The sequence below is a fragment of the Dechloromonas sp. CZR5 genome (assembly GCF_008711155.1).
Taxonomy (GTDB): Bacteria; Pseudomonadota; Gammaproteobacteria; order Burkholderiales; family Rhodocyclaceae; genus Azonexus.
This window is the reverse complement of sequence record NZ_VUYQ01000001.1, coordinates 344802-371098: the sequence shown is the minus strand read 5'-3', so window position 1 is coordinate 371098 and position 26297 is coordinate 344802. Positions and strand designations below refer to the sequence as shown.

At 60.1% G+C, this 26297-nt stretch carries 26 protein-coding genes and 1 pseudogene; 12 read left to right on the top strand and 15 right to left on the bottom strand.

Annotated elements, in window-relative coordinates; genetic code table 11:
- Positions 1-147: 147 nt before the first annotated feature.
- From F1002_RS01830 to F1002_RS01765, 14 genes and pseudogenes are all read right to left on the bottom strand, one after another.
- Positions 148-1428, bottom strand: coding sequence for a TRAP transporter large permease (locus tag F1002_RS01830; RefSeq protein WP_150427324.1), 1281 nt, complete (start codon positions 1426-1428; stop codon positions 148-150).
- A complete protein-coding gene (locus F1002_RS01825) occupies positions 1428-1910 on the bottom strand; it encodes a TRAP transporter small permease (RefSeq protein WP_150427323.1) in 483 nt (160 codons plus the stop codon). The genes F1002_RS01830 and F1002_RS01825 overlap by 1 nt, the downstream gene beginning before the upstream one ends.
- Positions 1911-1976: 66 nt before the next feature.
- Entirely contained in the window at positions 1977-2999 is a 1023-nt protein-coding gene (locus F1002_RS01820) for a DctP family TRAP transporter solute-binding subunit (RefSeq protein WP_150427322.1), read from the bottom strand.
- 123 nt (positions 3000-3122) lie between these two features.
- A complete protein-coding gene (locus tag F1002_RS01815) occupies positions 3123-3329 on the bottom strand; it encodes a cold-shock protein (RefSeq protein ID WP_150427321.1) in 207 nt (68 codons plus the stop codon).
- A 220-nt stretch (positions 3330-3549) separates the two neighbouring features.
- Positions 3550-4803, bottom strand: coding sequence for a UDP-N-acetylglucosamine 1-carboxyvinyltransferase (gene murA / locus F1002_RS01810; protein WP_150427320.1), 1254 nt, complete (start codon positions 4801-4803; stop codon positions 3550-3552).
- The gene (locus F1002_RS01805) at positions 4796-5038 is read right to left on the bottom strand and encodes a BolA family protein (RefSeq protein WP_150427319.1); all 243 of its coding nucleotides are present in this window, start codon (positions 5036-5038) and stop codon (positions 4796-4798) included. Before F1002_RS01805 ends, murA begins: the two co-directional genes overlap by 8 nt.
- 5 nt (positions 5039-5043) lie before the next feature.
- Positions 5044-5796 carry an ABC transporter permease gene (locus tag F1002_RS01800; protein ID WP_150427318.1) on the bottom strand — a complete coding sequence of 251 codons (753 nt, stop codon included), beginning with the start codon at positions 5794-5796 and terminating at the stop codon, positions 5044-5046.
- 29 nt (positions 5797-5825) lie between these two features.
- Positions 5826-6512 (bottom strand): annotated as a pseudogene (locus F1002_RS01795) (ABC transporter ATP-binding protein); the annotation flags it as partial.
- A 10-nt stretch (positions 6513-6522) separates the two neighbouring features.
- On the bottom strand, positions 6523-6804 hold the full coding sequence (locus F1002_RS01790) for a lipid asymmetry maintenance protein MlaB (protein WP_150427316.1): 282 nt from the start codon (positions 6802-6804) through the stop codon (positions 6523-6525).
- Positions 6801-7412: a phospholipid-binding protein MlaC gene (locus F1002_RS01785; RefSeq protein ID WP_150427315.1), complete on the bottom strand. Its 612-nt coding sequence runs from the start codon at positions 7410-7412 to the stop codon at positions 6801-6803. The genes F1002_RS01790 and F1002_RS01785 overlap by 4 nt, the downstream gene beginning before the upstream one ends.
- 18 nt (positions 7413-7430) lie before the next feature.
- A complete protein-coding gene (locus F1002_RS01780) occupies positions 7431-8156 on the bottom strand; it encodes a VacJ family lipoprotein (RefSeq protein ID WP_150427314.1) in 726 nt (241 codons plus the stop codon).
- On the bottom strand, positions 8153-8623 hold the full coding sequence (gene mlaD, locus F1002_RS01775) for an outer membrane lipid asymmetry maintenance protein MlaD (protein ID WP_150427313.1): 471 nt from the start codon (positions 8621-8623) through the stop codon (positions 8153-8155). The genes F1002_RS01780 and mlaD overlap by 4 nt, the downstream gene beginning before the upstream one ends.
- Complete coding sequence (gene mlaE, locus F1002_RS01770) at positions 8620-9414, bottom strand: lipid asymmetry maintenance ABC transporter permease subunit MlaE (protein WP_150427312.1); 795 nt, start codon at positions 9412-9414, stop codon at positions 8620-8622. The genes mlaD and mlaE overlap by 4 nt, the downstream gene beginning before the upstream one ends.
- The gene (locus tag F1002_RS01765) at positions 9407-10219 is read right to left on the bottom strand and encodes an ABC transporter ATP-binding protein (protein ID WP_150427311.1); all 813 of its coding nucleotides are present in this window, start codon (positions 10217-10219) and stop codon (positions 9407-9409) included. Before F1002_RS01765 ends, mlaE begins: the two co-directional genes overlap by 8 nt.
- A 105-nt stretch (positions 10220-10324) precedes the next feature.
- On the opposite strand from F1002_RS01765, the gene F1002_RS01760 reads away from it, so the two are divergent.
- From F1002_RS01760 to F1002_RS01705, 12 genes are all read left to right on the top strand, one after another.
- A complete protein-coding gene (locus tag F1002_RS01760; protein ID WP_223879421.1) occupies positions 10325-11746 on the top strand; it encodes a sigma-54 dependent transcriptional regulator in 1422 nt (473 codons plus the stop codon).
- Positions 11743-13107 carry an AAA family ATPase gene (locus tag F1002_RS01755; RefSeq protein WP_150427310.1) on the top strand — a complete coding sequence of 455 codons (1365 nt, stop codon included), beginning with the start codon at positions 11743-11745 and terminating at the stop codon, positions 13105-13107. Before F1002_RS01760 ends, F1002_RS01755 begins: the two co-directional genes overlap by 4 nt.
- Before the next feature lie 105 nt (positions 13108-13212).
- On the top strand, positions 13213-14991 hold the full coding sequence (locus F1002_RS01750) for a pilus (MSHA type) biogenesis protein MshL (RefSeq protein WP_150427309.1): 1779 nt from the start codon (positions 13213-13215) through the stop codon (positions 14989-14991).
- A gap of 9 nt (positions 14992-15000) precedes the next feature.
- Positions 15001-16233 (top strand): tetratricopeptide repeat protein, encoded by a 1233-nt coding sequence (locus tag F1002_RS01745; RefSeq protein WP_150427308.1) that lies wholly within the window; start codon positions 15001-15003, stop codon positions 16231-16233.
- 7 nt (positions 16234-16240) lie between these two features.
- Positions 16241-17947 (top strand): GspE/PulE family protein, encoded by a 1707-nt coding sequence (locus F1002_RS01740; RefSeq protein ID WP_150427307.1) that lies wholly within the window; start codon positions 16241-16243, stop codon positions 17945-17947.
- A 2-nt stretch (positions 17948-17949) separates the two neighbouring features.
- Positions 17950-19149: a type II secretion system F family protein gene (locus F1002_RS01735; protein ID WP_150427306.1), complete on the top strand. Its 1200-nt coding sequence runs from the start codon at positions 17950-17952 to the stop codon at positions 19147-19149.
- Positions 19146-20645, top strand: coding sequence for a hypothetical protein (locus F1002_RS01730; protein WP_150427305.1), 1500 nt, complete (start codon positions 19146-19148; stop codon positions 20643-20645). Before F1002_RS01735 ends, F1002_RS01730 begins: the two co-directional genes overlap by 4 nt.
- Positions 20642-21238, top strand: coding sequence for a hypothetical protein (locus F1002_RS01725; RefSeq protein ID WP_150427304.1), 597 nt, complete (start codon positions 20642-20644; stop codon positions 21236-21238). Before F1002_RS01730 ends, F1002_RS01725 begins: the two co-directional genes overlap by 4 nt.
- Before the next feature lie 2 nt (positions 21239-21240).
- Positions 21241-21597, top strand: a complete 357-nt coding sequence (locus F1002_RS01720; protein ID WP_150427303.1) for a hypothetical protein — start codon at positions 21241-21243, stop codon at positions 21595-21597.
- 10 nt (positions 21598-21607) lie between these two features.
- Entirely contained in the window at positions 21608-22528 is a 921-nt protein-coding gene (locus tag F1002_RS01715; RefSeq protein WP_150427302.1) for a hypothetical protein, read from the top strand.
- Entirely contained in the window at positions 22525-23223 is a 699-nt protein-coding gene (locus tag F1002_RS01710) for a type II secretion system protein (protein WP_150427301.1), read from the top strand. Before F1002_RS01715 ends, F1002_RS01710 begins: the two co-directional genes overlap by 4 nt.
- A gap of 113 nt (positions 23224-23336) precedes the next feature.
- A complete protein-coding gene (locus F1002_RS01705) occupies positions 23337-24635 on the top strand; it encodes an adenylate/guanylate cyclase domain-containing protein (protein WP_223879420.1) in 1299 nt (432 codons plus the stop codon).
- Here F1002_RS01705 and F1002_RS01700 read toward each other — a convergent pair.
- Positions 24592-26295 carry a HAMP domain-containing sensor histidine kinase gene (locus F1002_RS01700; protein ID WP_191090274.1) on the bottom strand — a complete coding sequence of 568 codons (1704 nt, stop codon included), beginning with the start codon at positions 26293-26295 and terminating at the stop codon, positions 24592-24594. The genes F1002_RS01705 and F1002_RS01700 overlap by 44 nt on opposite strands.
- Positions 26296-26297: the final 2 nt, after the last annotated feature.

Sequence of the window (26297 nt, the reverse complement as noted above, 5' to 3'; positions counted from 1 at the left end):
CACGAGGCGCAGGAAATGGTGGTTCCATTCCCAAACCGAGTAAGGCCGGCGACCGCCCGCCACGGCAAACCCGAAGGGCAAGGGGCTGGCGGGGCGCATTGCACGCCCCTTGCGCTGCTCGTCGCTTACTGCGACTGGGAAGACGCACTACAAATACCCGAGGTGACGCGGCAACCAGAGCGCCAGATCGGGCACAAAGGTAACCAGGAACATCGTTCCGGCCATCGCCGCAACCATCCACAACACCCACGGCACGGTCGATTCCATCGACACCCCGGCCATTCGGCAGGTCACCATCAGATTCACCCCAAGCGGCGGGTGGAACTGGCCGAGCGCCATGTTCATCGTGATGATCACGCCGAACCACACCAGATCCCAGTTGAAGTGCATGGCGATAGGCACCAGCAGCGGCAGAAAGATGAAATAGATCGAAATGGCATCGAGGAACATGCCGGCAATCAGCAGCAGCAGCTGAATGCTGAGCAGCATCGGGATTTCCGACAGCCCGGTGCCGAGCAGGGCGGCGGCCAGATGATCGAAAGTGCCCAGCGTATTGCTCGCCCAGGCAAAGACGCTGGCCAGCGCGACGACAGTCAGGATCACCGAGGAAATCTCGGCCGACTCGACGAGAACGTTGTAGATATCCTTCCAGCTCAGGCTGCGGTAGATGACCGTACCGACCAGCACGCCGTAGAACACCGCGACGACGGCCGCCTCGGTCGGCGTGAAGAAACCGCTGCGCATACCGCCGAGGATGATCACCGGCGCCGCCAGACCCCAGCCGGCTTCCTTCAGGCTTTGCCAGAACGGCGGGCGTTCGTCCGTCACATCGGCCTCGAACCCATGCTTGACCGACAACCACCAGGCGACCAGGATCAGCGTCAGACCGGACAGGATGCCGGGAATCATGCCGGCCGCGAACAGCGCCGGCACCGAGGCCTGCGGCACGAGCAGGCTGTAGATGACGAAGGCGATGGACGGGGGAATCAGGATGTCGGTCGATCCGGCGGCGGCGATGACGCCGGCCGTGAACGAGCGCGGATAGCCGGCCTTGAGCATGGACGGCAGCATCACCGCACCGACCGCCGCGGAGTCGGCCGGCCCAGACCCCGAAATGCCGCCGAGGATCATCGCCACCAGGATGGCAACGATGGCTAGGCTGCCCCGGCGCTGGCCCACCAGGGCTGACGCGAAACGTACGATGGTGGCCGCCACGCCGGCCTTTTCAAAGATCAGGCCGGCAATGACGAAGACCGGGATGGCCATCAGCGGATATTTGGCAATGCCGGTGTAGACATTGGTCGGCAGCGACAACATGCCGAAATCGGCAATCGCCACCACCGCCACGCCGGCCAGGCCCATGGCCACCGCCAGCGGCACGCCGGAGAGCATCAGGACGATAAAGATGCCGAAGAGTATCCAGTCCATCACTTGCCCCCTCGCCACAGCACGGCCAACAGGCGTAGCACGATAAGTATTGAGAGTAGCGGCAGCCAGATGGTGTACCACCATTGCGGCACCCCGAGCGACGGCGACGTCACCTCGAAACTGTAGTCATCCCAGGTCATCCGTACGCCATACCAGGCGAGCAGACCGAACATGATCAGCGAGCAGAAAGCGGCTAAACGGCGCGCAGCGCCGTGCAGGGCAGGCTGGCGATCAACGAAAAAGGTAATGGCGATATGGTGGTTGCTGGCAAAGGCATGCGATGCGCCGACCAGGGTCATGACCACCAGCAGGGCCACGGATATTTCCTCGGTGAAGGCGAAGGAAATATCGGTGAAATAACGGACCAGCACGTTGGCCATGGTGAGCAGGCACAGCACGCCCATCGAGGCGGCCATCAGGAAACGCTCGATGGTGCCGAGCGTCAGCTTGCCGCCTGGGGCGGCCTTGTCGGATTCAGACATGGATCATTTCTAGAAAAGCAAAAACGCCGCGCCAACCTCGGTCAGCGCGGCGAGACGAGAACAGACTCAGCGCTTGGCGATGGCCGCTTCGGCCTTCTTGACCAAATCGGCACCGATGGTCTTCGACCATTTGTCGTATACCGGGCGGGTTATCTGCACAAAGGCATCGCGTTGGGCCGGGGTCAGCTGGGTGACGGTCACGCCGGATGTCTCGATCTGTTTCAGCACGGCATTGTCGTTGCCGGCGATTCCCTTGCGCGCCTTATCCACATTCTCACGGCCGGCCTGCAGCGCCGCCTGACGCACCGCTTCGCGGTCAGCCGGCGTCCAGCTGTTCCACACCTGCTTGTTGACCACGAAAATGAGCGGGTCGGCGACGTAATGCCACAGGGTCAGGTATTTCTGGCCAACTGTCGGTAACTTGGCGGCAACAAAGACCGACAGCGGGTTTTCCTGGCCGTCAACCGCGCCGGAGGCCAGCGCCGGCTGGGCATCGGCCCAGCTCATCTGGGTCGGATTGGCACCGAGCGCCGAGAAGGTTTCGTTATAGAGCGGCGAGCCCACAACGCGGAACTTCATACCCTTCATGTCGACCGGCGAAGCAATCGGACGCTTGGAGTTGGACATTTCGCGGAAACCGTTCTCGCCCCAGGCCAACGGAATCACGTCGCCGCGTTTTTCCAGCACGGAGAACAGATCCTTGCCGACCTCGCCCTGGGTCAGCGCGTCGATCGCCTTGTAATCAGGCATCAGGAAGGGAAGCGAAAAGAGGTTCAGTTCCTTGATCTGTGGCGACCAGTTGATTGTCGAGCCGATCGACATATCGATCACGCCTTGGCGGATGGCGGTGAATTCGCGCGTCTGCTCGCCGCCGACCAGCGAGTTGCCGGAATAGAGTTTGATGACGATGCGCCCCTGTGTCTTTTCCTTGACCAGTTCGGCCCACCGTTCGCCCGCCTGCCCCCACGGGAAAGCTGTACCCAGCGTGGTCGACAGGCGATACTCGGCACGGTAGGTCTGCGCCTGGGCTGCGGCGGCACCCAATAGGGCGGTAGCCACGGCGGTGGCGATGAAGGTTCTGCGCAACATCGGTCTCTCCTCGTTCTTCTGGGGTAAAGCGACGATTATGGAGGCTGCCCATGCCATGTGCAACCGGTCGCGTAAACGCAAAAAAGCCCGGCAAGCCGGGCTTTTCGCGATCAGCAGGACGACTTAGTCGGCCTTGTTGATGTTCGCGGCTTGCTTGCCCTTCGGGCCGGTAACGATGTCGAAGGTGACCTTCTGGTTTTCGACCAGAGACTTGAAACCGTTGCCTTGAATTGCGGAGAAGTGAGCGAAGAGGTCTTCACCGCCGCCGTCCGGGGAGATGAAACCAAAACCCTTAGCATCGTTGAACCACTTGACGGTACCAGTTGCCATTTGTAGCTTCCTTGGAAAAGATTGAAAAAATTACGAGAGCCAAGACCGAGGAGCTGACAAACCGATTACGGTGCAGGAACAACACACTGCCTGGAAATCCCGAAGTCCGGAGTATGGAGCAGCATTTCGAATACGCCAAGCATTTTTTTCATTTTCCATTGACACCCTACCCGGCAAATGAATTTTCTGCGACAAAATGAGCAGCCCCACAGACCGAGAATCAATGTACCCGCTTGACCGACGCCCCCAGTTTGGCCAATTTTTCCTCAATCCGTTCGTAGCCGCGATCCAAATGGTAGATACGGTCGATCAAGGTTTCGCCGTCCGCCACCAGGGCCGCAATGACGAGTGACGCCGAGGCACGCAGGTCGGTCGCCATCACGGTCGCCCCCTCCAGTCGCTCGACACCGCGCACGATGGCATTGTTGCCCTCGATCTGGATATTGGCCCCCAGGCGCATCAATTCGTTGACGTGCATGAAGCGGTTTTCGAAGATCGTTTCGCGAATGGTTGCCACACCGTCCGCAACGCAGTTGATGGCCATGAACTGGGCCTGCATGTCGGTTGGGAAGGCCGGATAAGGCGCCGTGCGCAGGCTGACCGCCTTCAGGCGCTTCGGAGCAACCAGGCGGATGGCGTCGCGCTCGACGGTGATGTCGCAGCCGGCATCCATCAGCTTGTCGACGACCGTGTCGAGATAGGCAGCCGAGGTTTTCAGCAGGCGGATATCGCCGCCGGTGACGGCCGCTGCACACAGATAGGTGCCGGTTTCGATGCGGTCCGGCATGATGGCGTGCGTCGCACCATGCAGTTTGTCGACACCCTGGATGCGGATCACGTCGGTACCGGCGCCGGAAATGCGGGCGCCCATCGAAATCAGGCAGTTGGCCAGATCGACCACTTCCGGTTCACGGGCGGCGTTCTCGATGATCGTCTCGCCCTCGGCCAGACAGGCGGCCATCATCAGGTTTTCAGTACCCGTCACCGTCACCATGTCGGTGCAGATACGCGCCCCCTTCAGGCGGGTCGCCTTGGCATGGACATAGCCTTGTTCGACCTTGACCTCGGCGCCCATGGCCTGAAGCCCCTTGATGTGCTGATCCACCGGCCGTGCGCCGATGGCACAGCCACCGGGCAGCGAGACGCGGGCCTCGCCGCCGCGGGCGACCAGCGGGCCGAGTACCAGGATCGAGGCACGCATGGTCTTGACCATCTCGTAGGAAGCGACCGGGTTGTTCAGGCCACCGCCATTGAGGACCAGTCCATCCACGCCATCCATGGTGACACCGACGCCCATGTCGCCCAACAGGCGCAACATGGTCGAGATATCGTTCAGGTGCGGCACATTGGTGAAATGCACTGGCTCGGCAGTGAGCAGCGAGGCGCACAGGATGGGCAGGGCGGCATTCTTGGCACCGGACATGGCCACTTCGCCGGAGAGCACCTTGCCCCCTTCAATCAACAACTTATCCACGCTGGGCGCTCCATTCTTCCGGGGTGAGGGTTTTGAAGGACAGGGCGTGCAATTCGCCGGTCGCCAGCTTTTCCTTCAGGGTTTCATATACGCGCTGCTGGCGCTGCACACGATTCTTGCCGATGAACTCGCTGCTCACGACGATGGCCTGGAAATGCTGGCCGTCGCCATCCAGTTCGAGAAAGTCGCAGGCCATGCCGGCCAGGATCAGCTGCTTGATATGTTCGGGGTTCATGTTACTCAGGCTCTAAGCTTCCAGCCCCGCTTCAACAGGCTCAGCGTCCCCCAGGACACCACCGTGAAGCAGGCAATGACGACCAGCAGACTGGTTTCCGGCGCCACATCCGAGACACCGAAAAAGCCATATCTGAAGCCATCGATCATGTAAAAGACAGGATTGTAATGCGACACCCCCTGCCAAAATGTAGGCAAGGTGTAAATCGAATAGAAAACGCCCGACAACATGGTCAGCGGCATGATCAGGAAATTCTGGAAGGAGGCCAGCTGGTCGAACTTTTCCGACCAGATGCCGGCAATCATGCCGAGCGCGCCGAACAGGGCGCCGCCGAGCATGGAAAACACGACGATCCAGAGCGGCGCCATCATTTTCAGGTCGACGAACCAGACCGTCGCGAGCAGAACGCCCAACCCAACGATCAGGCCGCGCAACACGGCCGCCAGGACGTAGGCGGCAAAAAAGGCTCCATAGGGAATCGGCGGCAGCAGCACGAAGACGATGGAACCGGTGATCTTGGCCTGGATCAGGCTGGACGACGAATTGGCGAAGGCGTTCTGCAAGACCTGCATCATGATCAGGCCGGGAATCAGGAAACTGGTATAGCGAACACCGTGAACGGTGACGTGATCGTCCAACACATGCCCGAAGATCAACAGGTAGAGCAGTGCGGTCAGAACCGGCGCGGCGACCGTCTGGAAAGCCACCTTCCAGAAGCGCAGGAACTCCTTTTCAAGCAGGGTCAGGAAGCCGATCATGACTGCAGCGTCCTGACGAACACCTCTTCCAGCGACGCCCCCGGGTGTGCGGCCATCAGATTGATGGTCGTATCAAGCGCCACGACCTTGCCCAGCTTCATCAGCGCGATACGGTTACATAGCGCCTCGGCCTCTTCAAGATAATGCGTCGTCAGAATGATCGTATGCCCTTCGCCATTCAGGCGCCGGATGAATTGCCATAACCCCTGGCGCAATTCGACATCGACGCCCGCCGTGGGTTCATCCAGCACGATCACCGGCGGACGATGCACCAGCGCCTGCGCCACCAGCACCCGGCGCTTCATGCCCCCGGACAGGCGACGCATATTGACGTCGGCCTTGCTCGTCAGATCGAGATTTTCGAGAATCTCGTCGATCCAGTCGTCGTTCTTGCGGATGCCGAAATAGCCGGACTGGATGCGTAGCGTTTCCCGCACGTTAAAGAAAGGATCGAACACCAATTCCTGAGGCACGACCCCCAACAAACGGCGGGCCTCGCGAAAGTCACGGATCACGTCGTGGCCCATGACGCTGATCGCCCCTGAATCAGGACGGACCAAACCTGCCAGGGAGGATATCAGCGTCGTCTTGCCGGCCCCGTTCGGCCCCAGAAGACCGAAGAATTCACCTTGCTCGATATCGAGCGACACCCCGGCCAGGGCCCGCAAAGACCCGAAATGCTTGACGACGTCAACGATGGATACAGCGGCGACCATGAATAGCCCTTCAGGCCAGGGGCAGGAGGTCGGTAACGCCGTACAGTTCGGCCAGCGAACGCACACCAGCCGGAATATGGGCAAAATTCACACGTGCGCCAACGACATCGGCCGCCCGCAACCAGCCGAGCATCACGGCAATAGCCGACGAGTCGGCCTCGTCCACCGCCGAAAAATCGAATACCACCTCGCCCTGCTGCAAAGCAGAACGGCCTGCATCAAGCAGGCCGCGGGCATTGGCCATTATCATGGGCACCATCACCAGCAGGCGCCCGTCCTGTCGTTCGATCATTTCTTCTGGTTCGCTTCCAGAGACTTGTTCTTGGCGGCAATCGACGCAATCAGGCCATCGATACCGCCATTGCGGACCTCTTGGCCAAACTGGTCGCGATAGTTGGTCACCAGACTGATCCCGGCGACCACCACGTCGTACACTTTCCAGCCGGAGTCCTGCTTTTCCAGGCTGTAATCCAGTTGCACCGGCTTGTTTCCGGGCTGATGAATCTCCGTGCGTACCAGCACGTCAGTATCGGACGGCGCCATCTTGAGCGGCTTGTAAACGACTTTCTGGTTCTTGTAGCTGGTCAGTGCATTGGAATAGGTACGCACCAGCAGGGTCTTGAACTCGGCCGTGAGCTGCTGCTGTTGCTGCGGTGTCGCCTTGCGCCATTCCTTGCCCAGCGCCAGCGCCGTCATGTGCTGGAAGTTGAAGTGCGGCAGAACCTTCTTGTCGACCAAGTCGATCACCTTGTTGGTGCTGCCGTTCTGGATATCCTTGTCATGGCGGATGATCTCCAGCACTTCTTCCGTCACGCGCTGAACCAGCGCATCCGGAGCATCCTCGGCCAAAGCCGCAGTAGAAACAAGGCCGGCAAAAAACAGGGCAAATATTTTTTTCATGGTCAGCAGGAAAAACGATCAATCATCCAGCCGCGGCGGGCGGCCATCGAAAATCTGGTTACGGCGACGTTGCAGGTAAGCATCGCGAATATAGGCGTACTTGTCGAGTGCAGCTTCCTCGACAATCTTGTCAGCCGGCAGCAGGCTGGCGCGAACATCGACAAAGCGCAGCGGCACCATGCTGTTGCGCACGGGAACGGGCTGCACGCGCCAGACCGGGTCGACGAAGGAATCTACGCCAAAGCCCGCCGTATCACGCACGGTACGTGGTCCGATGAACGGCCAGAACAGATAACCGCCATCCTGAACCCCCCACACCGCCAGCGTCTGACCAAAATCTTCCTCATGCTTTTCCAGACCCAGTTCGCTGGCCACATCGAACAGCCCGAAAATGCCCAGCGTCGAATTGATCAGCAAACGCCCGACATCCACGCCCGCATCGGCAAATTTGCCCTGCAGCGCACTATTCACGCCGATCCACAGGTCGCCGACGTTGCCGAAAAAGTTGCCGACGCCGGCTTTAACCGGCAACGGTACGGCGGCATCGTAGACCTGCGCCACCGGTTTGGCAGCGTATTTATCGATTGCTTCGTTAACCGCGAACATCGAACGGTTGAACCCTTCGTAAGGATCGCGCTGGTTTTCCTCGGCAAGTGCATTGCCCGCACATGCCAGCACCAGCAGCGCCCCCAGCGCCCACTGGCGCCCCATGCGCATCGGAGATAAGCCGAGACTTTTCGTCATTTCTTGTCCTGTCCGTCTGCTGCCTTGCTGAATAGAAACTGGCTGATGAGCTTTTCAAGCACCACAGCCGACTGTGTCTTGCCAATGGTATCCCCCGCCTTCAGCATCTTCTCGTCGCCACCGGCATCGAATCCGATGTATTGCTCACCCAGCAGGCCCGCCGTGAAGATCGAAGCGAAGGTATCTTTCGGAAAACGATAGCGGCCGTCGATGGACATGGTCACCACGGCCTCGTAAGTCGCGGAATCAAACTGGATGTCGGTAATGCGACCGACCACAACGCCAGCGCTTTTCACCGGACCACGTACTTTGAGGCCGCCAATGTTATCAAACTTGGCCTGCAGGACATAAGTCTCGGACAGATGTGCAGTCGAAAGGTTGCCAACCTTGAGTGCCAAGAACATGACGGCGGCAATGCCGATTGCAACGAAAAAGCCGACCCACAGGTCGAGAACGGTACGGTTCATGAAGTTCCCCGGAACATGAACGATGTCAGAACGAAATCGAGTGCCAGCACGGCCAGCACCGACGTCACCACGGTTCGCGTAATCGCCCGCGAGACCCCCTCGGCAGTCGGCACCGAGTCATATCCCTCAAAGACAGCGATCAGCGATACCGCGACACCGAAAACAAAACTTTTGACGATGCCATTCCAGACATCGAAACGAAAATCGACGCTCGACTGCATCTGCGACCAATACGAGCCGTCGTCAACACCGATGAAGACGACACCGATCAGCCAGCCGCCGAGCACACCCATCGCCGAGAAGATGGCCGCCAGCAGGGGCATTGAAATCACGCCTCCCCAGAAGCGCGGCGCGACGACGCGAGCAATCGGATTGACGGCCATCATGTCCATGGCCTTGAGCTGCTCGGTGGCCTTCATCAAACCGATCTCCGCAGTCACCGACGAACCGGCGCGGGAAGCAAAGAAAATCGCAGCCAGAACCGGGCCCAGCTCACGCGTCAATGACAGCGCCACCAGCGTCCCCAGGGCTTCTGTCGAACCGAAGCGCTGCAGGATTTCATAGCCCTGCAGGCCAAGCACCAGCCCCACGAATAGTCCCGAAACCAGAATAATCAACAACGACAATACGCCGCTGAAGTAAATCTCACGCAAGGTCAGCGGCAAACGCCGGAAGGAAGCGCCGGAATACATCAGCACTACCCAGAAAAAGCGTGCCGCAAAACCCAGGCGCCAGAGACGTTCAACGGCGGCATGCCCCAGCTTGCGCAACAACCCGACCGGATCAAGCACGTGCCACCCCGCTCAAGAATTCATCGCGGACCGACACGGCCGGATAGTCGAAATGCACCGGCCCGTCCGGCTCGGCATGGACGAATTGATGCACGAACGGATCTTTCGACGCCCGGATTTCGTCCGGCGTTCCCTCGGCAACCACGCGACCGCCATTCAGGAAATAGATGTAATCGACGATAAGCAACGACTCATGGATATCGTGGGTGACCATGATCGAGGTCGCCCCCAGCGCATCGTTCAGCTTGCGGATAAGCTGGCCGATGACGCCGAGCGCGATCGGATCGAGACCGGTAAAGGGCTCGTCGTACATCACCAGCATCGGGTCGAGCGCCAGCGCGCGCGCCAAGGCAACCCGCCGCGCCATGCCGCCAGACAATTCACCCGGCATCAGTTTGTGCGCGCCGCGCAAACCGACCGCCTCCAGCTTCATCAAGACGAGATCACGGATCATTTCCTCGGACAGATCCGTATGTTCGCGCATCGGGAAGGCAACGTTGTCGAAAACCGACATGTCGGTAAACAAGGCACCGAACTGGAAAAGCATGCCCATGCGGCGACGCAGATCGTACAAGTCGGCCTGCGACATGCCGCATACCTGGTGTTTTTCGAGGCGCACGCGCCCGCCGGTCGGCCGCAACTGGCCGCCGATGCAGCGCAGCAGCGTGGTTTTTCCGCAGCCGGAACCACCCATGATGGCAACCACCTTGCCGCGCGGAATCTTCATGTTGATCCCTTGCAGCACCGGTCGCCCGTCATAAGTGAAGTGCAGATCCTCGATATCAACCAGGATGTCGTCGGACAAGATGTTTTCCTGAAACAAAAGTTTGTCGATTTTATCAGAACCCCCGCCGTCGCCCTGAAACGACAAGGCTATAATCGGAAAAATTTCACATGGAATGTTGCGCCGTTGCCAGTTGCCAAGCCGCTCCTGCTGATTGTCGATGACGATTCCCTGATCAGCGAATCGCTCAGTTTTGCGTTTGCGCAGGAATATGACGTCCTTACCAGCCATTCCCGTTCGCATGCCCGCAACCTGTTGCGCCAACTCCGCAATCCACCGCGACTGGCCTTGGTCGACCTCGGGCTTCCGCCGCTTCCGCACCGCCCCGACGAGGGTTTTGCACTCATCGGCGACCTGCTTGCTTCATATCCGGACCTCAAGATCGTTGTTCTGTCCGGCCAGAGCGACGACGAAAACGCACGTCACGCGAGAACACTGGGGGCGGTCGAATTCGTTGCAAAACCCTGCGACCCGTCCAGACTGGCCGAACTGTTCCGCCAGGTACTGCGTTTTGACAGCGCCCCCTCAGGGGAGTCGCCCGGCGGCCTGATCGGCGAAAGCCTGCCCATGCAGCGCCTGCGCCTGCAACTCGGCCAGTACGCCAACCTGGCCTACCCGGTGCTGATCGAGGGTGAGTCCGGCAGCGGCAAGGACATCGTCGCCAGCCACTACTTACACCGTCTGACCGAACGTCACGCCAAACCGTTCCTGGCACTCAACTGTGCTGCCATCTCTCCATCCCTGCTCGAACCGACCCTGTTCGGCTACGCCAAGGGCGCTTTTACCGGCGCCCAGACGGCCAAGGCAGGCTATTTTGAAGACGCCGACAGCGGCACGCTGTTCCTCGACGAAATCGGCGAACTCCCCCTGGATTTGCAGCCGAAGCTGTTGCGTGTTCTTGAAAACGGCGAATACCAGCGAGTTGGCGAAACCCATACTCGCATTTCGACCGCGCGGATCATCACCGCCACCAATCGCGACTTGCGCCAGGAAATGAAGACCGGACGCTTTCGTCCCGACCTCTATCATCGCCTGTCGGTGTTCACGGTATCCGTCCCACCGGTTCGCGAAACCGGGCTGGACCGCCTGCTGCTGCTCGAGTATTTCCGCAAGAACTGTGCTGCCACTGCTCGTGCCGAGCCCTTCACGCTGGCACCCGACGCCCAATCGCTGTGGCTGGACTACACCTTCCCCGGCAACGTTCGCGAACTGCGCAACATCGCCATCAGGCTGACGGCACGCTACACCGGCCAAGCCGTCACGGCAGAACAGCTGCGGGCCGAACTCGACTACCCGGACAGCGCGGCACCACCGGCCACGGCAATCACCCTGAATGCGGCGCAACCCGAGGAAGTGCGCCAAGCCGCGCGCCAGCACCTCGAACACAGCACTCATCTTAACCTCGACGCGACACTCGAACTGTGGCAAAAAGGCTACATCGAAGCCGCCATCGAGCTGAGCGGCGGCAACATGAGCGAAGCGGCACGGCGCCTCGGCATCAACCGCACCACCCTGTACAACCGGATGGAAAGCTGGAACCGGCAATGAGCCTGTACCTCGAACACTTCGGCATGCGCGAACCGCCGTTCCGCATCACGCCGCATACCGACTTTTTCTTCACCGGTGCCAATCGCGGCCCGACGCTGGACGCCCTGATCTATGCCATCACGCAGGACGAAGGCATCGTCAAGGTCACCGGCGAAGTCGGCAGCGGCAAGACCATGCTGTGCCGGATGCTGCTCGAGCGCCTGCCGCGCAACGTCGAAACGCTCTACCTCGCCAATCCGTCCTTGTCACGCCAGGAAATCCTCGGTGCCATTGCCGACGAACTCGGCATTCCCACCGACGGCAAGGCAACCCACTCGTTGACCCGCGCATTGCAGGAGGCGCTGATCGAGCGCTACGCCGAGGGCAAGCGCGTCGTGCTGCTCATCGACGAAGCCCATGCCATGCCCGCCGAATCGCTGGAGGAGATCCGGCTGCTCTCCAATCTGGAGTCGAAAGCGACCAAGCTGCTTCAGATCGCCCTGTTCGCCCAACCCGAACTCGACGAACGACTGGCAGCCACCGACATGCGGCAGCTGCGCGAACGGATCACCCAGCATTTCAATCTCGCTCCGCTCAAGCAACCCGATGTCGCGTCCTACATCGAATTTCGCCTGCGAGCTGCCGGCTATCACGGCCCCAACCCCTTCACCGACGAAGCGATACGGATGATCACCCGCACCTCTGAAGGGCTCTCCCGCCGTATCAACATCATTGCCGACAAAGCCCTTCTGGCGGCCTACTCCGCCGGAAGTCACAAAATCGATTGCGGGGAAGTACGAACCGCCGAACAGGATGCGCACTTTTCGCCTCTGCAGCCAAAACGCCCATTCAACCTTCAACCCCTGCTGTGGGGCGTGACCGGCGCAGGCGTTGCGGCCATGCTCATGGTCATGACACTCAATCTTGGCCAACAGCAGGTTGCAACACCCGGCGAACATGGCACCCCCGAACCCACTAGGCAACTTGCCCCCGCCGTATCCCAGCCGGTATCCGGCACACCAACACAGACCGCCCCCTCCTCCGCCCCGGACAAGCTTCGATTCGGCCCGCTGACCCGCCAGCACCTGGCCCAGTACGAAGAGTGGGCAAAGAACACCCCGCGCAACCACTACTTCATCCAGTTACTGGCCACCGACGCCACGCACACCGGCGAAATCGAGGGCTTTCTGTCACGCGCTGTGGCCTCCCTTGAGCCGACGCAGATACGCGCTTATCGCTCCAGCCTCTCCGGCCGCGACCGCATCGGGGTGATTTATGGCGACTTCACTACCCGGGAAGCTGCCGTCGCCGCCATGCAGGCGCTCCCCGAGTCGATCAAGACCATCCAGCCCTTCCCGCGACAAGTCAGCAGGCTTCATTGAGCCGCAAACCGGCAGCCAACGCAGCGCCTTCACCATAGAACGTGCTAGCATCGTACCGATAGCCCAATAACATGCGACCATACCGTTCAGACAAGGCATAACCCGATGAAAATCGGATTCATCGTCACCCCGCTCACTGCCCTCCTGCTTGCCGCCTGCGCCGCGCCGACACCGCGCGAGCCGCTCAAAGGACACCTGAATAGCGACAATTCGCCGACTACGGCATCCGGCAGCATTCCCGCGCCAGTCCAGCAAACGCTCGCCTTGCCCAAACCGCGCCCGAGCCGCAAGGCGGAAACCTACAGCGTCGTGGTCAACAATGTACCGGTCCGCGACCTGCTCTTCGCACTGGCCCGGGATGCCAAGGTGAATGTCGACATCCACCCGGGGATTACCGGGAATGTCACGTTAAATGCCATCGACCAGACCCTGCCGCAGCTGCTGACCCGAATTGCCAAGCAGGTCGACATGCGTTTCGAACTGGACGGGCCCAACCTAGCCGTCATGCCCGACACGCCCTTCCTGAAGCACTACAAGGTCGATTACGTCAATATGGCCCGCAATGTCACGGGCACCGTATCGGCCAACACCCAGATCGCCACCGGCTTGCCGACCGGAAGCGGTGCCATGCCGGCGACCGGTGCCAGCGGCGGCAACATTTCGAATACGCGCATCGAGAACTCGTCGAAAAACCAGTTCTGGGAATCGCTTGAGAAAAACATCAAGGACATCCTGCGCGAAACCGACAAGGTCCTGCCGGAAGGCTCCAGCGAAACCAGCTATGAGCAAAACAATGAGCAGACCGCAACAGGCGCTGCCGCACTGCCGCAAACCGGTCGGCGCGCCGCACAAACTATAGCCAACGCGCTACAAGGTAATCCAACACCGAGTTCGGCCAGCCAGGGTGCCGCTACGACACTCGTGCGCCACAGCACCTTCCGCGAAGCGGCATCGGTGATCATGAATGCAGAAAGCGGCGTGATCACCGTGCGCGCCACACAGCGCCAGCATGACCGGATACAGGAGTTTGTTGACCGTGTCGTTAACTCGGCGCGTCGCCAGGTGCTGATCGAGGCAACCATTGTTGAGGTAACCCTCAATGACGGTTATCAGCAAGGCATAAACTGGAGCAAATTAACCAATGGCAGCACGTTCACCTTTGTTGGTAATGCGCTAACAAAAGATGTTGCAAACTTGAAATACACCAACCCATCGGCAAGCCCTGATGCTTTGATCACAATGCTTGATACGTTTGGAACCACGAAAGTGCTCTCAAGTCCGCGCCTTTCAGTATTAAACAATCAAACAGCCCTGCTTAAGGTGGTAGAAAACTACGTTTATTTCAATGTAAAGGCTGACACCACAACAACAGCAAACGTCGGCACGACGATAACCTACACCACCACTCCACAGTCAGTTTCGATAGGACTTGTAGTAAGCGTAACGCCTCAAATTAGCGATGGTGACGCCGTCACTCTAAATATTCGCCCAACTATTACCAGCGTGGTGGGGGTACAACCGGACCCGAACCCTAGCTTAAAGATCAGCAATAACGTCCCTGTCATTCGAACCCGAGAAATCGAATCAATCATGCGAGTGGCCAGTGGCAACACAGCCGTTCTCGGAGGACTGATGGAAGATAAAATCGACTATCAAAATCAGCGAGTACCGCTAGTTAGCCAAATCCCTCTTTTGGGTGAAGTCGCAAACAATCGAAACAACGCTGCCAAAAAAACTGAATTGGTTATATTCCTGCGCCCTGTTGTCATAAAAGATGCCAGCCTAGACGGCGATTACGCCGTGATGAAGGGCTATCTGCCTAATGAGGGCTTCTTTGCGCAACCAAATGAAGCCCAGCCTTTCAACATTGTTCCGAGCCGCTGAGTACGCTGCATGAGCCTGTTGATGGATGCCCTGAAGCGGGCGGAACTAGCCAAGCAGGAGGCCGCACGGGCGCAGTTCGGCATTCCGCCGAATACGCCGTCCGAATCCAAGCTCAGCCTCGAACCGATCAGCAGCGACAAGAGCGGTGCGCCAACGAATCCACTCCCCGATCTGGCCAGTTACATAGATGCCGTCGACGCCGACCTGGCCAGCACTCCACTTCCCCACGCCACCTCACCGGATGCCCAACCGGCCGTACCCCCCACGCCGCGCAACCAGCAGGTGGAGCAGTCCAATCGCGACAGCATCCGCAACGCCTTCGCCGCGAAGCAGCCCGTTGCCTCACCGCCATCGCGCCTGCCGCTCTGGCTGGCACTAGGCACACTGGGTGTAGCCGGCCTGTCGATCGGGGCATACGTCTGGTATCAGTTGAACGCCATGAATCGCGGTTCACTGGCACACTCGGCACCGCCCGCTACATCGCCGCCCACTCCGACAACACAGGGCATTCAGCCTGCCATCGCCGCGCCTCCCGCTGCGCCGGCATCCCCCGACAGCACACTTTTTGCACTTCGCCACGAAACGCCTCCGGCCCCGAACCGCATCGTCGAGGCCGCCCCCCCCGATGCCGCACCGATTCGCCTGACCCGTACCCGGCCGGAAGCCGACCCAGCCCTGTCGCGGGGGCATGCCCGCCTGCAAGGTGGCGAATTCGACTCGGCTCGCCGCGATTACGAGCAGGTCCTGCAGCACGACCACAACAATACCGATGCCTTGCTGGCCCTGGCCGCCATCGCGCAGCGTCAGGGGAGGACTGGCGATGCCGAGGCACTCCGCCAACGCGCCTGGGTTGCCAACCCGAGCGATCCGGCGACCCAAGCCGCGGTACTTGGCGGCAGTGCGTCGGATATGGACCCGCAGAACACCGAAAGCCGTTTGAAAACCCTGCTCTCGGCCCAGCCCGAATCCGCTGCGCTGAACTTCGCACTGGGCAACCTCTACGCCCGCCAAAACCGCTGGCCGGAAGCACAACAGGTCTATTTCAACGCCGTTGCTGCCGATGGCGACAACCCGGACTATCTGTTCAACCTGGCGGTCAGCCTTGACCATCTGCGCCAATCCCGCCTGGCCGGCCAGCATTACCGCATGGCCCTGGAAGCAGCAGCGCGCCGGCCAGCCGCCTTCGACCGCGCCAGGGTCGAGAAACGCCTGGGCGAACTGACGCCTGAAGCGCCGCGTTAGGTCCACGATGAGCACTTCCATCCTCCAGCGTCGCCCGCTCGGACAAATCCTGATCTCCGAAGGCATCCTGTCGGAAGACCAGCTGCGCATCGCCCTGCTGGAGCAGATGAAGCAGAACCAGCCGATCGGCAAGCTGCTGGTATCGCTCGGGTTTGTGACCGAAGCCACGCTGCGCCATGCGCTCTCGGAAAGCCTGGGCAAACAGAGCATCGATCTGCGCCATGCTGCCGTCGACCCCCAGGCCCTCAAGCTGGTACCGCGCGACCTCGCCAAACGCCACCACCTGCTGCCCCTCGATTACGATGCCCACAACCGGCGGCTCGCCCTGGCCATTTCCGACATCAACGACATCGTCGGCCTGGACCGGGTGCGCGCGCAGTTGGAAGAAGGCACCGAGATCGACACCCTGCTCGCAGGCGAATCGGAAATCGACCATGCCATCGACCAGTACTATGGCCACGAACTGTCCATCGACGGCATCCTGCACGAGATCGAGACCGGTGAAATCGACTGGCAGAGCCTGTCGACCACGGATAACGAGTACAGCCAGCCGGTCGTCCGCCTGATCGACTCGATCCTCACCGATGCCGTCAAGCGCGAAGCGTCGGACATCCACTTCGAACCGGAAGCCAACTTCCTGCGCATCCGCTACCGCATTGACGGCATGCTGCGCCAGATTCGCGCCCTGCATAAATCCTACTGGCCGGCGATGACGGTACGCATCAAGGTGCTGTCCGGCATGAACATCGCCGAAATGCGCGCCCCGCAGGATGGCCGCATCGGCCTGACCGTCTCCGGGCGCCCGATCGACTTCCGCGTCGCCAGCCAGCCGACCATCCACGGCGAAAATATCGTCCTGCGCATTCTTGACCGCCAGAAGGGGATCGTGCCGCTGGAAGAACTGGGCCTGGCCGAAGAGCACTTACACCAGCTGAAACTGATGATCTCGCGGCCGGAGGGCATCATCCTGGTCACCGGCCCGACCGGCAGCGGCAAGACGACGACGCTGTACTCGGTGTTGAATCACATCAACAGCGAGGGCATCCATATCATGACCCTTGAGGACCCGGTCGAATACCCGATGGCCATGGTCCGCCAGACATCGGTCGCCGAGGCCGCCAAGCTCGATTTCGCCAACGGCATCCGTTCGATGATGCGCCAGGACCCGGACGTCATCCTGATTGGCGAGGTGCGCGATGCCGAAACCGCCGAGATGGCCTTCCGTGCGGCCATGACCGGCCACCAAGTGTACACGACCCTGCACACCAACTCAGCCATCGGCGCCGTGCCGCGCCTGCTTGATATCGGCGTGCTGCCCGACATCATGGCCGGCAACATCATCGGTATCGTCGCCCAGCGCCTGATCCGCCGCCTGTGCGAGCACTGCAAGACCCCCTACCACGCCGAGCCGCACGAAATCCGACTGCTTGGCCCGCTCGCAGAAGGACCGCGCACGGTGTTGTTCCGGGCAACCGGTTGCGAGTTGTGCGACTTCCAGGGCTACCGCGGCCGGGTGGCGATCATGGAACTGCTGCGTATCGATGCCGGAATCGATGAATTGATCGCCCGCCGTGCCACCACGCACGAGATCCGCAGCCGCGCGATGCTGCAGGGCTTCACCACCCTGGCCGACGACGGCCTGAACCGCGTCCTGGACGGCGTGACCTCGCTGGAGGAACTGGCCCGCGTCGTCGACCTGACCGACCGGATGTAGCGATGATCTTTGACTACAAGGCCGTCAGCGCGGAAGGTCGAATGACCTACGGGCGCCTTGATGCGATCAACCTGATCGACCTGGAGATGCGCCTCAAGCGCATGAATCTCGATCTGGTGACCGGCCACCCCGTCCAGCAGCGTGCACTGTTCGGCAGCCGCGGCGTGCCTCGCCCCGAGTTGATCAATTTCTGCTTTCATCTCGAACAACTGACCCGTGCCGGCGTTCCCATTCTCGAAGGACTGGCCGACTTGCGCGACTCCATCGAACACCCGCGTTTTCGCGAGGTAATGGCCGGCCTGATCGAAAGCATCGAAGGGGGGCAGACCCTGTCGCAAGCGATGGCCGCCTACCCGGGCATCTTCAGCGAGGTGTTCAGCAATCTGATCCGGGCTGGCGAATCGAGCGGCCAATTGCCTGATGTGCTCGCCAGCCTCAGCGAATCGCTGAAATGGGAAGATGAACTGGCTTCGCATACCAAAAAGCTGCTGATGTATCCGGCCTTCGTCGCCAGCATCGTGCTCGCCGCCACCTTTTTCCTGATGATCTACATGGTGCCGCAGCTGAAGGTTTTTGTGCGCAACATGGGCCATGTCCTGCCTCCGCATACCCAGTTGCTGTTTTTCGTATCCGACCTCCTGGTCAACTATTGGTACTTATTCCTCGCCACCCCCATCGTCGCCTTTCTCGTCGGGCTGCAAATGGTACGCACCAATCCGCTGGCGAGACTGCGTTTCGACGGCATCAAGCTACGCCTGCCGGTCATCGGGCCCATCCTGAAAAAAATCGTCCTGTCGCGTTTCGCCAGCACCTTCGCCATGCTCTACGCCTCCGGCATCCCGGTCCTCGAGTCGATCCGCACCACCCAGCACATCGTCGGCAACGGCGTTATCCGGCGCGGACTGGAGCGCGTCGAGCAATCGATTCGCGAAGGCCACAATGTCGCCAGCGCCTTTCATGATGTCGGACTTTTCCCGCCGCTGGTCGTCCGCATGCTGCGCATCGGCGAGAGCACAGGGGGGCTGGATAAAGCCCTGCTCAACGTCAGCTACTTCTACAACCGGGACGTCAAGGAATCGGTCGGCAAGGCACAGACCCTCATCGAACCGATGCTGACGCTCTTCATGGGCGCCCTGCTGGGCTGGATCATGCTCTCGGTCATTGGCCCCATCTATGATGTGATCAGTAAAATCAAGACGTGAAGACCCGACTCCTCTATCTCAATACGCACCGTCTTTCTGCCTTTGCCTGGCAGCAGGGCAACCTGCTGCCCGAGGGCGTCTTCGAGAACAACGACGACGGCCTGAACCTGTTCGCGCAATACCTCGCCACGCACAATCGGGGGCGTTTCACGTTGCTGGCCAACGTTGCCGAGGAAGGACATGCCCACGAAAGCATTCCGTTTCTGCACGGAGCGGACCGGCAGGCCTTGATTACCCGCAAGATCGGCCAGCACTTCCAGGGCACCTCCCTGGCCACCGCCACCTCGCTTGGCTACGAGAAAACCCAGCGCAAAAACGAGAAGCTGCTCTTGTCGGCACTGACCAACCCGGGCCATTTCGAGCCCTGGCTGCAACGACTGGCCGAAGCAGAAGTTGCGCTTACCGGGGTCTACAGCGTTGCCCAACTGGGCGGTTCGTTGCTGAAAAAACTGGGACTCAACTGCAGCCGCTGCCTCTTGCTGACCCAGCAAGATCACTCGATACGCTCCAGTTACCTGGTCAATGGACAAGCCCACTTCTCCCGAATGGCCCCCTTGTCGGACAGCAGCATTGCCGGGATCGCCAGCGCCTTTGCCGCCGAGTCAGGCAAGCTGCATCAATATCTGATCGGTCAGCGCCAGATCGGCCGCGACGAGAGCATTCCAGCCTTCATCCTGGCACACCCGCTGGCGCTGCCCGCCATCGAAAAGGCATGCCCCGACCGGGGCCAGCTGAATTTCCGCATCGTCGACAACCATACGGCTGCGACAAAGATCGCCCTCCACACCCTGCCCGAGGACAATCGCGCCGACCTGCTGTTCATGCAACTGCTGGCCATCGCACCGCCAAGCCAGCAATTCGGCAACGACTACCACCGCCACCACTTCCGTCTGTCGCAACTGCGCAACGGATTGGTGGCGACGGGTATCGTCGTGCTCTTGGCAAGCGGCCTGTACGCTGCCAAGCAGTTCTACGATGCCCATTCCCTCCGCGAAGAAGCGCTGACGCTTCGGAGCAAGGAGGCCGAATTGAACCGGCACTACCAGGAAACGGCCAACGCCCAGCCTCAACTGGAGATCGACAACGACACCCTGCGTCAGCTGACCAACCAATACACCGAACTGGCTCGCCAACGGAACCTTCCCGACCCGGCCTTCCGGCTGCTCGGCCAGGCACTGGAACGCATGCCGGCCATCCGACTGGAAAGCCTCGAATGGCGGAATGACACTGCATACGACACTACGAAAAAGACGGCACAAGAGGTCACCGTGGTGCGCGGCTCAATCGCAATTGCGCACACCGATCCGCGCAAGCTGCTCGGCGTATTCGACAATTTCGTAGACCTCCTGCGCGCCCAGCCTGAGGTTTCGATTTCAATCGTGCAAAGGCCACTCGATATCGAATCGGGCAGCGCCTTGCGCGGCGGCGATGGCGCCGAAGAAGGTACCAAACCCCATCCGTTCACCATCGAAATCGTGCGGAGAAAATCCTCGTGAAGCTGACGCAGCGAGACCTCCGCAAACTACTGCTCCCCCTGCTCGCAACACTGGCACTCTGGGTAGCGGCCGGAATCCTGGCCTGCTGGAGCCACACCGAGACGAGAGGTGCCGCCCAGGAACGCGATCGCGCCACCGAAGGAAAAACCCGAATCGAAGCACGGCTAAGGCAATTTCGCAGCGAGGAAATCGACCTCAAGGAGCGCAGCCTTCTTTTCAAGCGCCTTCAGGATGCCGGCATTCTTGGTGAAGAGCGTCGCCTCGACTGGATGGAGCAACTGCGCGCCACGCAACGCGACCTGCGCCTCCCTGGCCTCCAATACGAGTTTGCGGCGCAAGCCCCCCTCAACCAGACTGCAGCCTCCGGCTATGCCTGGTTCAACAGCCCGCTACGCCTCCGCATGCGCCTGCTGCACGAAGGCGACCTGCTCAGTACCGTCGAGCGCATTCAGCGCGAGGCTCACGCCCTGGTCATCGTGCGCACCTGCCGACTCGCCTCACCCACAGGCGAGCACAAGGAATCCTTCGCTCCCTTGAACGCTGATTGCGATATGGATTGGCTGACCGCCCGCCCGCCTTCGGGAAGGAATTGACGATGCGCCGCCTCGCCCTGCCCCTTTTGCTCGCACTATCCAATACCGCCAACGCCGAGCCTCCTCCCCTGGGCCGACTTTTCTACGACGCCCAGCAACGCGCCTACCTCGACCAGCAACGCCAGCGCAATCCGTGGTTCGGGCAGCAAAGCACCGACACCACAGAAGCCGGGCTGATGCTCAACGGCGAGGTACGCAGCAGCAGCGGCCGCCGGACGCGCTGGATCAACGGCGCAGCCGACTGGGACAACAGCATTCCCGCGCCACGCGTTCCTGTCGGTAACACCTATTACCCGGAAAGCGGGCAGAGCGATGGGCTGCTTGGGAATGGGCGAATCGTGGTCAAGCCAGGACACTGACTATCAGGTGATGCCAAACCATCTGCAATATCGGCAAAAAGGTGTCATCTTGCTTGGCTTGATGATCGTGCTGCTACTCGCTTCGGGGCTCTACCTGATCAATCAAAGTAACCGCCTTTTCCCTAGGTCAGCACAGGAATCAGTCGATGCTTCCATTCTTCAACAAGCCAGGGAAGCTTTGCTAGCCCGCGCAATCAGCGACGTAAATCGGCCAGGCAGCCTGCCCTGCCCGGCACTCACCAGCGATGGCAACGCTCCCGGTTTGCCCCCATGCCCAAGTTTTGTCGGCTGGCTACCTTGGCGAACGCTGGGCTTGAACGACCTTCAGGACAGTTCGGGTGAGCGCCTTTGGTATGTACTCGCCCCCGCCTTCCAGGACAGCGGCATCATCAACACCAATTCGACATCGACTCTAACGCTAGATGGAATTGGCGGCATCGCAGCGCTTGTTATTGCTCCGGGAGCTACTCTTGCAGGGCAAAACAGGCCCAGTAATAGCGTTATTGACTATCTGGACAATAAAGACGGGAACGCCACTACAAGCAACAACGATGGTGATGACAGCTATTTTTCCGGAGCATCGGGCGAAAAATTCAACGACAAAGTACTGCCTTTGACTACATCGGCCTTGTTTTCCGGCATTGCAAAGCGCATTCTCGGCGAAATCCAGTACGCCTACTCCAGCAGCAGCGCCCCCCCACCTTTTGCTGACACAAACAATGATGGCTTCTCCGACTCCGGGCAAGACCTTGGCGGTTTTCCATACAAAAACCCTCTCTACGCAATTCAATCGCCGAGTTGGTACTCGGCATCTCCACCATTTCACTTGTGGTATGACAGCTTGGTGAATAACGGCTGGTTCCCGCTGGTGACCTATGATCGGATTGCCAGGAGCATTTCCCTCAACGGACAGGTGCTTACCCTGCCATGAATTCAAAAATTCGCTCATCCTCCATCCACCGTCTTTCGGCCTCAGGCTTTTCTCTGGTCGAAATGGCTATCGTGCTTATTGTGTTTGCGCTCTTGGCTGGCGGCATGATGATCAGCCTGGGCACCCAGCAGGATATTCAGCGTACCAATGAGGTACGTCGCCAATTGGCCGACATTCGAGAGGCCCTCCTGGGCTACACCATCGCCAATGGCCGTTTGCCGCCACCGGCGGACCCCACAAAGGCCAACACCGATCCAACTGCTGGTTTGCTTGATGAGGGTCGGACAAGTGGTGTTATTCCCTGGAGAACGCTTGGCCTCCCGGAGACCGACCCATGGGGGCAACGATTCACCTACCGGGTTCGCCTTGAGTTTTCCGATGCCATTCCGCTAAACACGACCCCCCCGTGCGTATTGTCGCCCGCCCCCACCCAATCAAGCTTTGCTCTCTGCTCCTCCGGCAACATCATTGTTTCCGATGGTGCCGTAAACATTGCAACCGGAGTTCCGGCCATTGTCGTCTCTCACGGTAAGAATGGGCTTGGCGGTTATCGGACAGACGGCACACAACTACCTGGAAGCGCCGGGGACGAACTGGAAAATGCCAATGGGGACTTCAATTTTGTCAGCCGGACGCACAGCAGCACTTACGATGACGAAGTGACTTGGATACCACTGTTTAATTTGATGAGTTGAATGGTAGCCGCCGGCCGCCTGCCTTAGCCCCCCCCGCTAGCTTATTGACCAGCCCTATCCCGACTGACAAACTGCCTATCCCAAGCTAATAAACCGGACTGAACAGTTTCGTCGTGAGTTCGCACGCCCATTCCATCTCTCTGCGTGCCGGTGGCATCCTGCCGACCGACGATGCCGAGATGCGCCTGAAGAAATCGTTGCTGGTCTTCGCCACCGGTCTTTTCTGCACAGGCTCGATGCTCTGGCTTTTCCTTTATGGACAGATGGGCCCGCAGTTCTCGGCCACGGCGCCGTTCATGTTCCAGTTGCTGCTCGTCGCCAATCTGCTCTATTTCCTGCGCAGCGGCAATTTCGAGTGGTTCCGTGTCACCCAGTTGTCGCTCTTCCTGTTCGCCCCGTTTGTCGTTCAGTGGAGCATCGGCAACTTCATTTCCGCCAGCGGCACCAGTCTATGGGGACTGCTCGCGCCGATCGGCGCCGTGCTGTTCTGCGGCCCGCGGGAATCGATTGCCTGGTTCATCGCCTACATATTTCTGACCGCCCTTTCCGGCTTTTTCGACTACTACCTGGCAGGAAGCCCGGTCAGCAACGCCCACAAAATCTCGACCGAAACCAGCGTTTTCTTCTTCGCACTGAACTTTGCCGCCATCTCGAGCATCGTCTATCTGCTGCTGCGCTACGCCATCATCGAGAAGGGCAAGCTGCAAGCCAGCCTGGAGGAAACCCACCGCCTGCTTCAGGAGGAACAGGGGCGCTCGGAGCGCCTGTTGCTCAATATCCTGCCCGGCCCCATCGCCGAGCGACTGAAACATGACAGCCAAGCCATCGCCGACGGTTTTTCCGAGGTAACGGTCATGTTCGTGGATATCGTCAACTTTACCCGCCTGGCCGAGGGGATGACGCCGCAGCAGGTTTTTTCCATGCTCAACCGGGTTTTCTCCTCCTTCGACGAACTGGCCGAACGCTATGGCATGGAAAAAATCAAAACCATCGGCGACGCCTACATGGTTGCCGGCGGCCTGAACAATGAATCCTGCAACTACACGCGCGCCATCGCCGAATTGGCCATCGCCATGCGCGACTTGCTGCATCGCGATTTCACCGTCAACGACATGCGCCTCGAGGTACGCATCGGTATCGGCACCGGCCCCGTCGTTGCTGGCGTTGTCGGCAAGAAGAAATTCATCTACGACCTGTGGGGCGACACGGTCAATCTCGCCAGCCGAATCACCAGCGAAGGCACACCGGGCATGATCCACGTCGATGCCACAACCCACCTGCGCCTGAAGAGCGAATTCGAATTCGCCGAACCGCTCGATCTCTATCTAAAAGGCAAGGGAAATACGCTGGTTTTTCGCCTGAATGGAATCAAGGAGTCGGCGACGATACCCGAACCGGCGGTGCCAGCCTGAACAGTACGCAGCCCTTCTGGTTGGTCACGAGAGACAGTCGATAGCCCATCGCCTCCGCCTGCTTGGCGGCGTGGTACAGACCGACCCCAAGACCGTCATTGGAAGCCACCGGTGCATTCAGCAAACCTTCGGCTACGCCCGGCGGGATTGCCGACCCATTGTCAGTAACGGACAGTCCTTCTTCGCCAAACGTCACATCGATGAACAGCCCGGACTCCCGCTGACGCTTGGCGATCGCGTTCTGCAGCAGATTCTCCGCAACACTGTCGAACAAGGCCCGGGGAAGCACTTCCTCGGCATACGGCTCCCCATGCCATTCGATGTCGGCATGGGCGTATCGCTCCTGCAAGCGCAACCACCACGCCCGGGCATCCAGGCGCTCATCATCCTCGAGCCTCGGCGATTGCAGCTTGTCGAGCGTCGACCTCAGGCGGTCGGCAACCAGAGGCAGCTGACGGCGCAGCAGATTCGCCACATCGGCCGGATCACCGGGCTGGCTCGCCGCGTAGCACAAGGCCTGCAAAGACTGCAGCAGGTTTTTCACATCGTGCGTCACCCGTGCCCCGGTTTCGTAAATGGCCTGCACATAGCCCATCCGTTGCAGCTGCTGACTCTGGCGCTTGACCAGATAGAACTCGATGGCAAGGCGCAACAGCCAGTCGACGTGCCACTGCAAGGCCGGCGACGGAAAATTCCGGAAAAAAACCCTCAGTCTCAAATCACCCGCGTGCGAGTCATGCGTAAATAACGACGTATCACCGACACCTCCCTTCCCGGTGCCCGTCTGCCAGGAAACACCCAGAATCCAGGGAGTTTCCGCCAATCGCTGCATCGCTGCTGCGAGGAAGACTTCGGGGTCGTGGTTCTTTTCGCTCTCTTGTGACAAATGCACCAACCACTGCTCCAATGGCATCCCCAAAGAGAGGAGGTAGCGCGAAATAGCCGAACTGACGCCGGAAAAGCCACCCCGCGGATTCCATGCCCAAGCCACCACCAGCAAGGCGCCGGCCACCGTCATCGAGGTCCTGAACAGGGATTCGATATACCCCGTACCGCCGATCGGAATGTAGGCCAATGCCCCGAGCACCAGCACCGCCAGGACGAGGAAAACCAGCATGCCGTAAAACAAGTCGAATGCCTCGCCTGATTTCCGCTGGGGTGCTCGCGCCGGGAATAGCAGCAAGAGGGGCAACGCCAAGGGCATGAAGACGGCAAGCGCATCGCGCAGGGCGGAGTCAACCTGCGCCGCCGGGGAAATCTCCGGCACGATCCCCAGCATGGTCAGCGCAACCAGATACCCGAAAGCCAGCAGATAGCCTGCGCGCTCGCCCTTCTGCACGGACACCATCACCCGCCCGCCAATCGAAGCGGCAAGCGCCCCCGACCAGATCAGGAGTAGCCAGGGGCCAAGCAACCAGGTCGAGGCCAGTGCTGCGCCAAACAATGCGATGGCCTGTCGTCCGCTAACACGTTGCTCACCGTCAACGAAGGGCTGCCAGAGCAGGAAGAACCCCAAGGCAACCAGCCACAGCAGACGCACGGCCGGCACCTGCCAGCCACCGAAGGCCAGGGCGTGCAGCATCAACAGATGCCCCGCCAGCAGCAGATGATGCCGGTTCGCCAGCCGTTTTATCAATTGCCGCCCCCATCCAGCGTTCATCT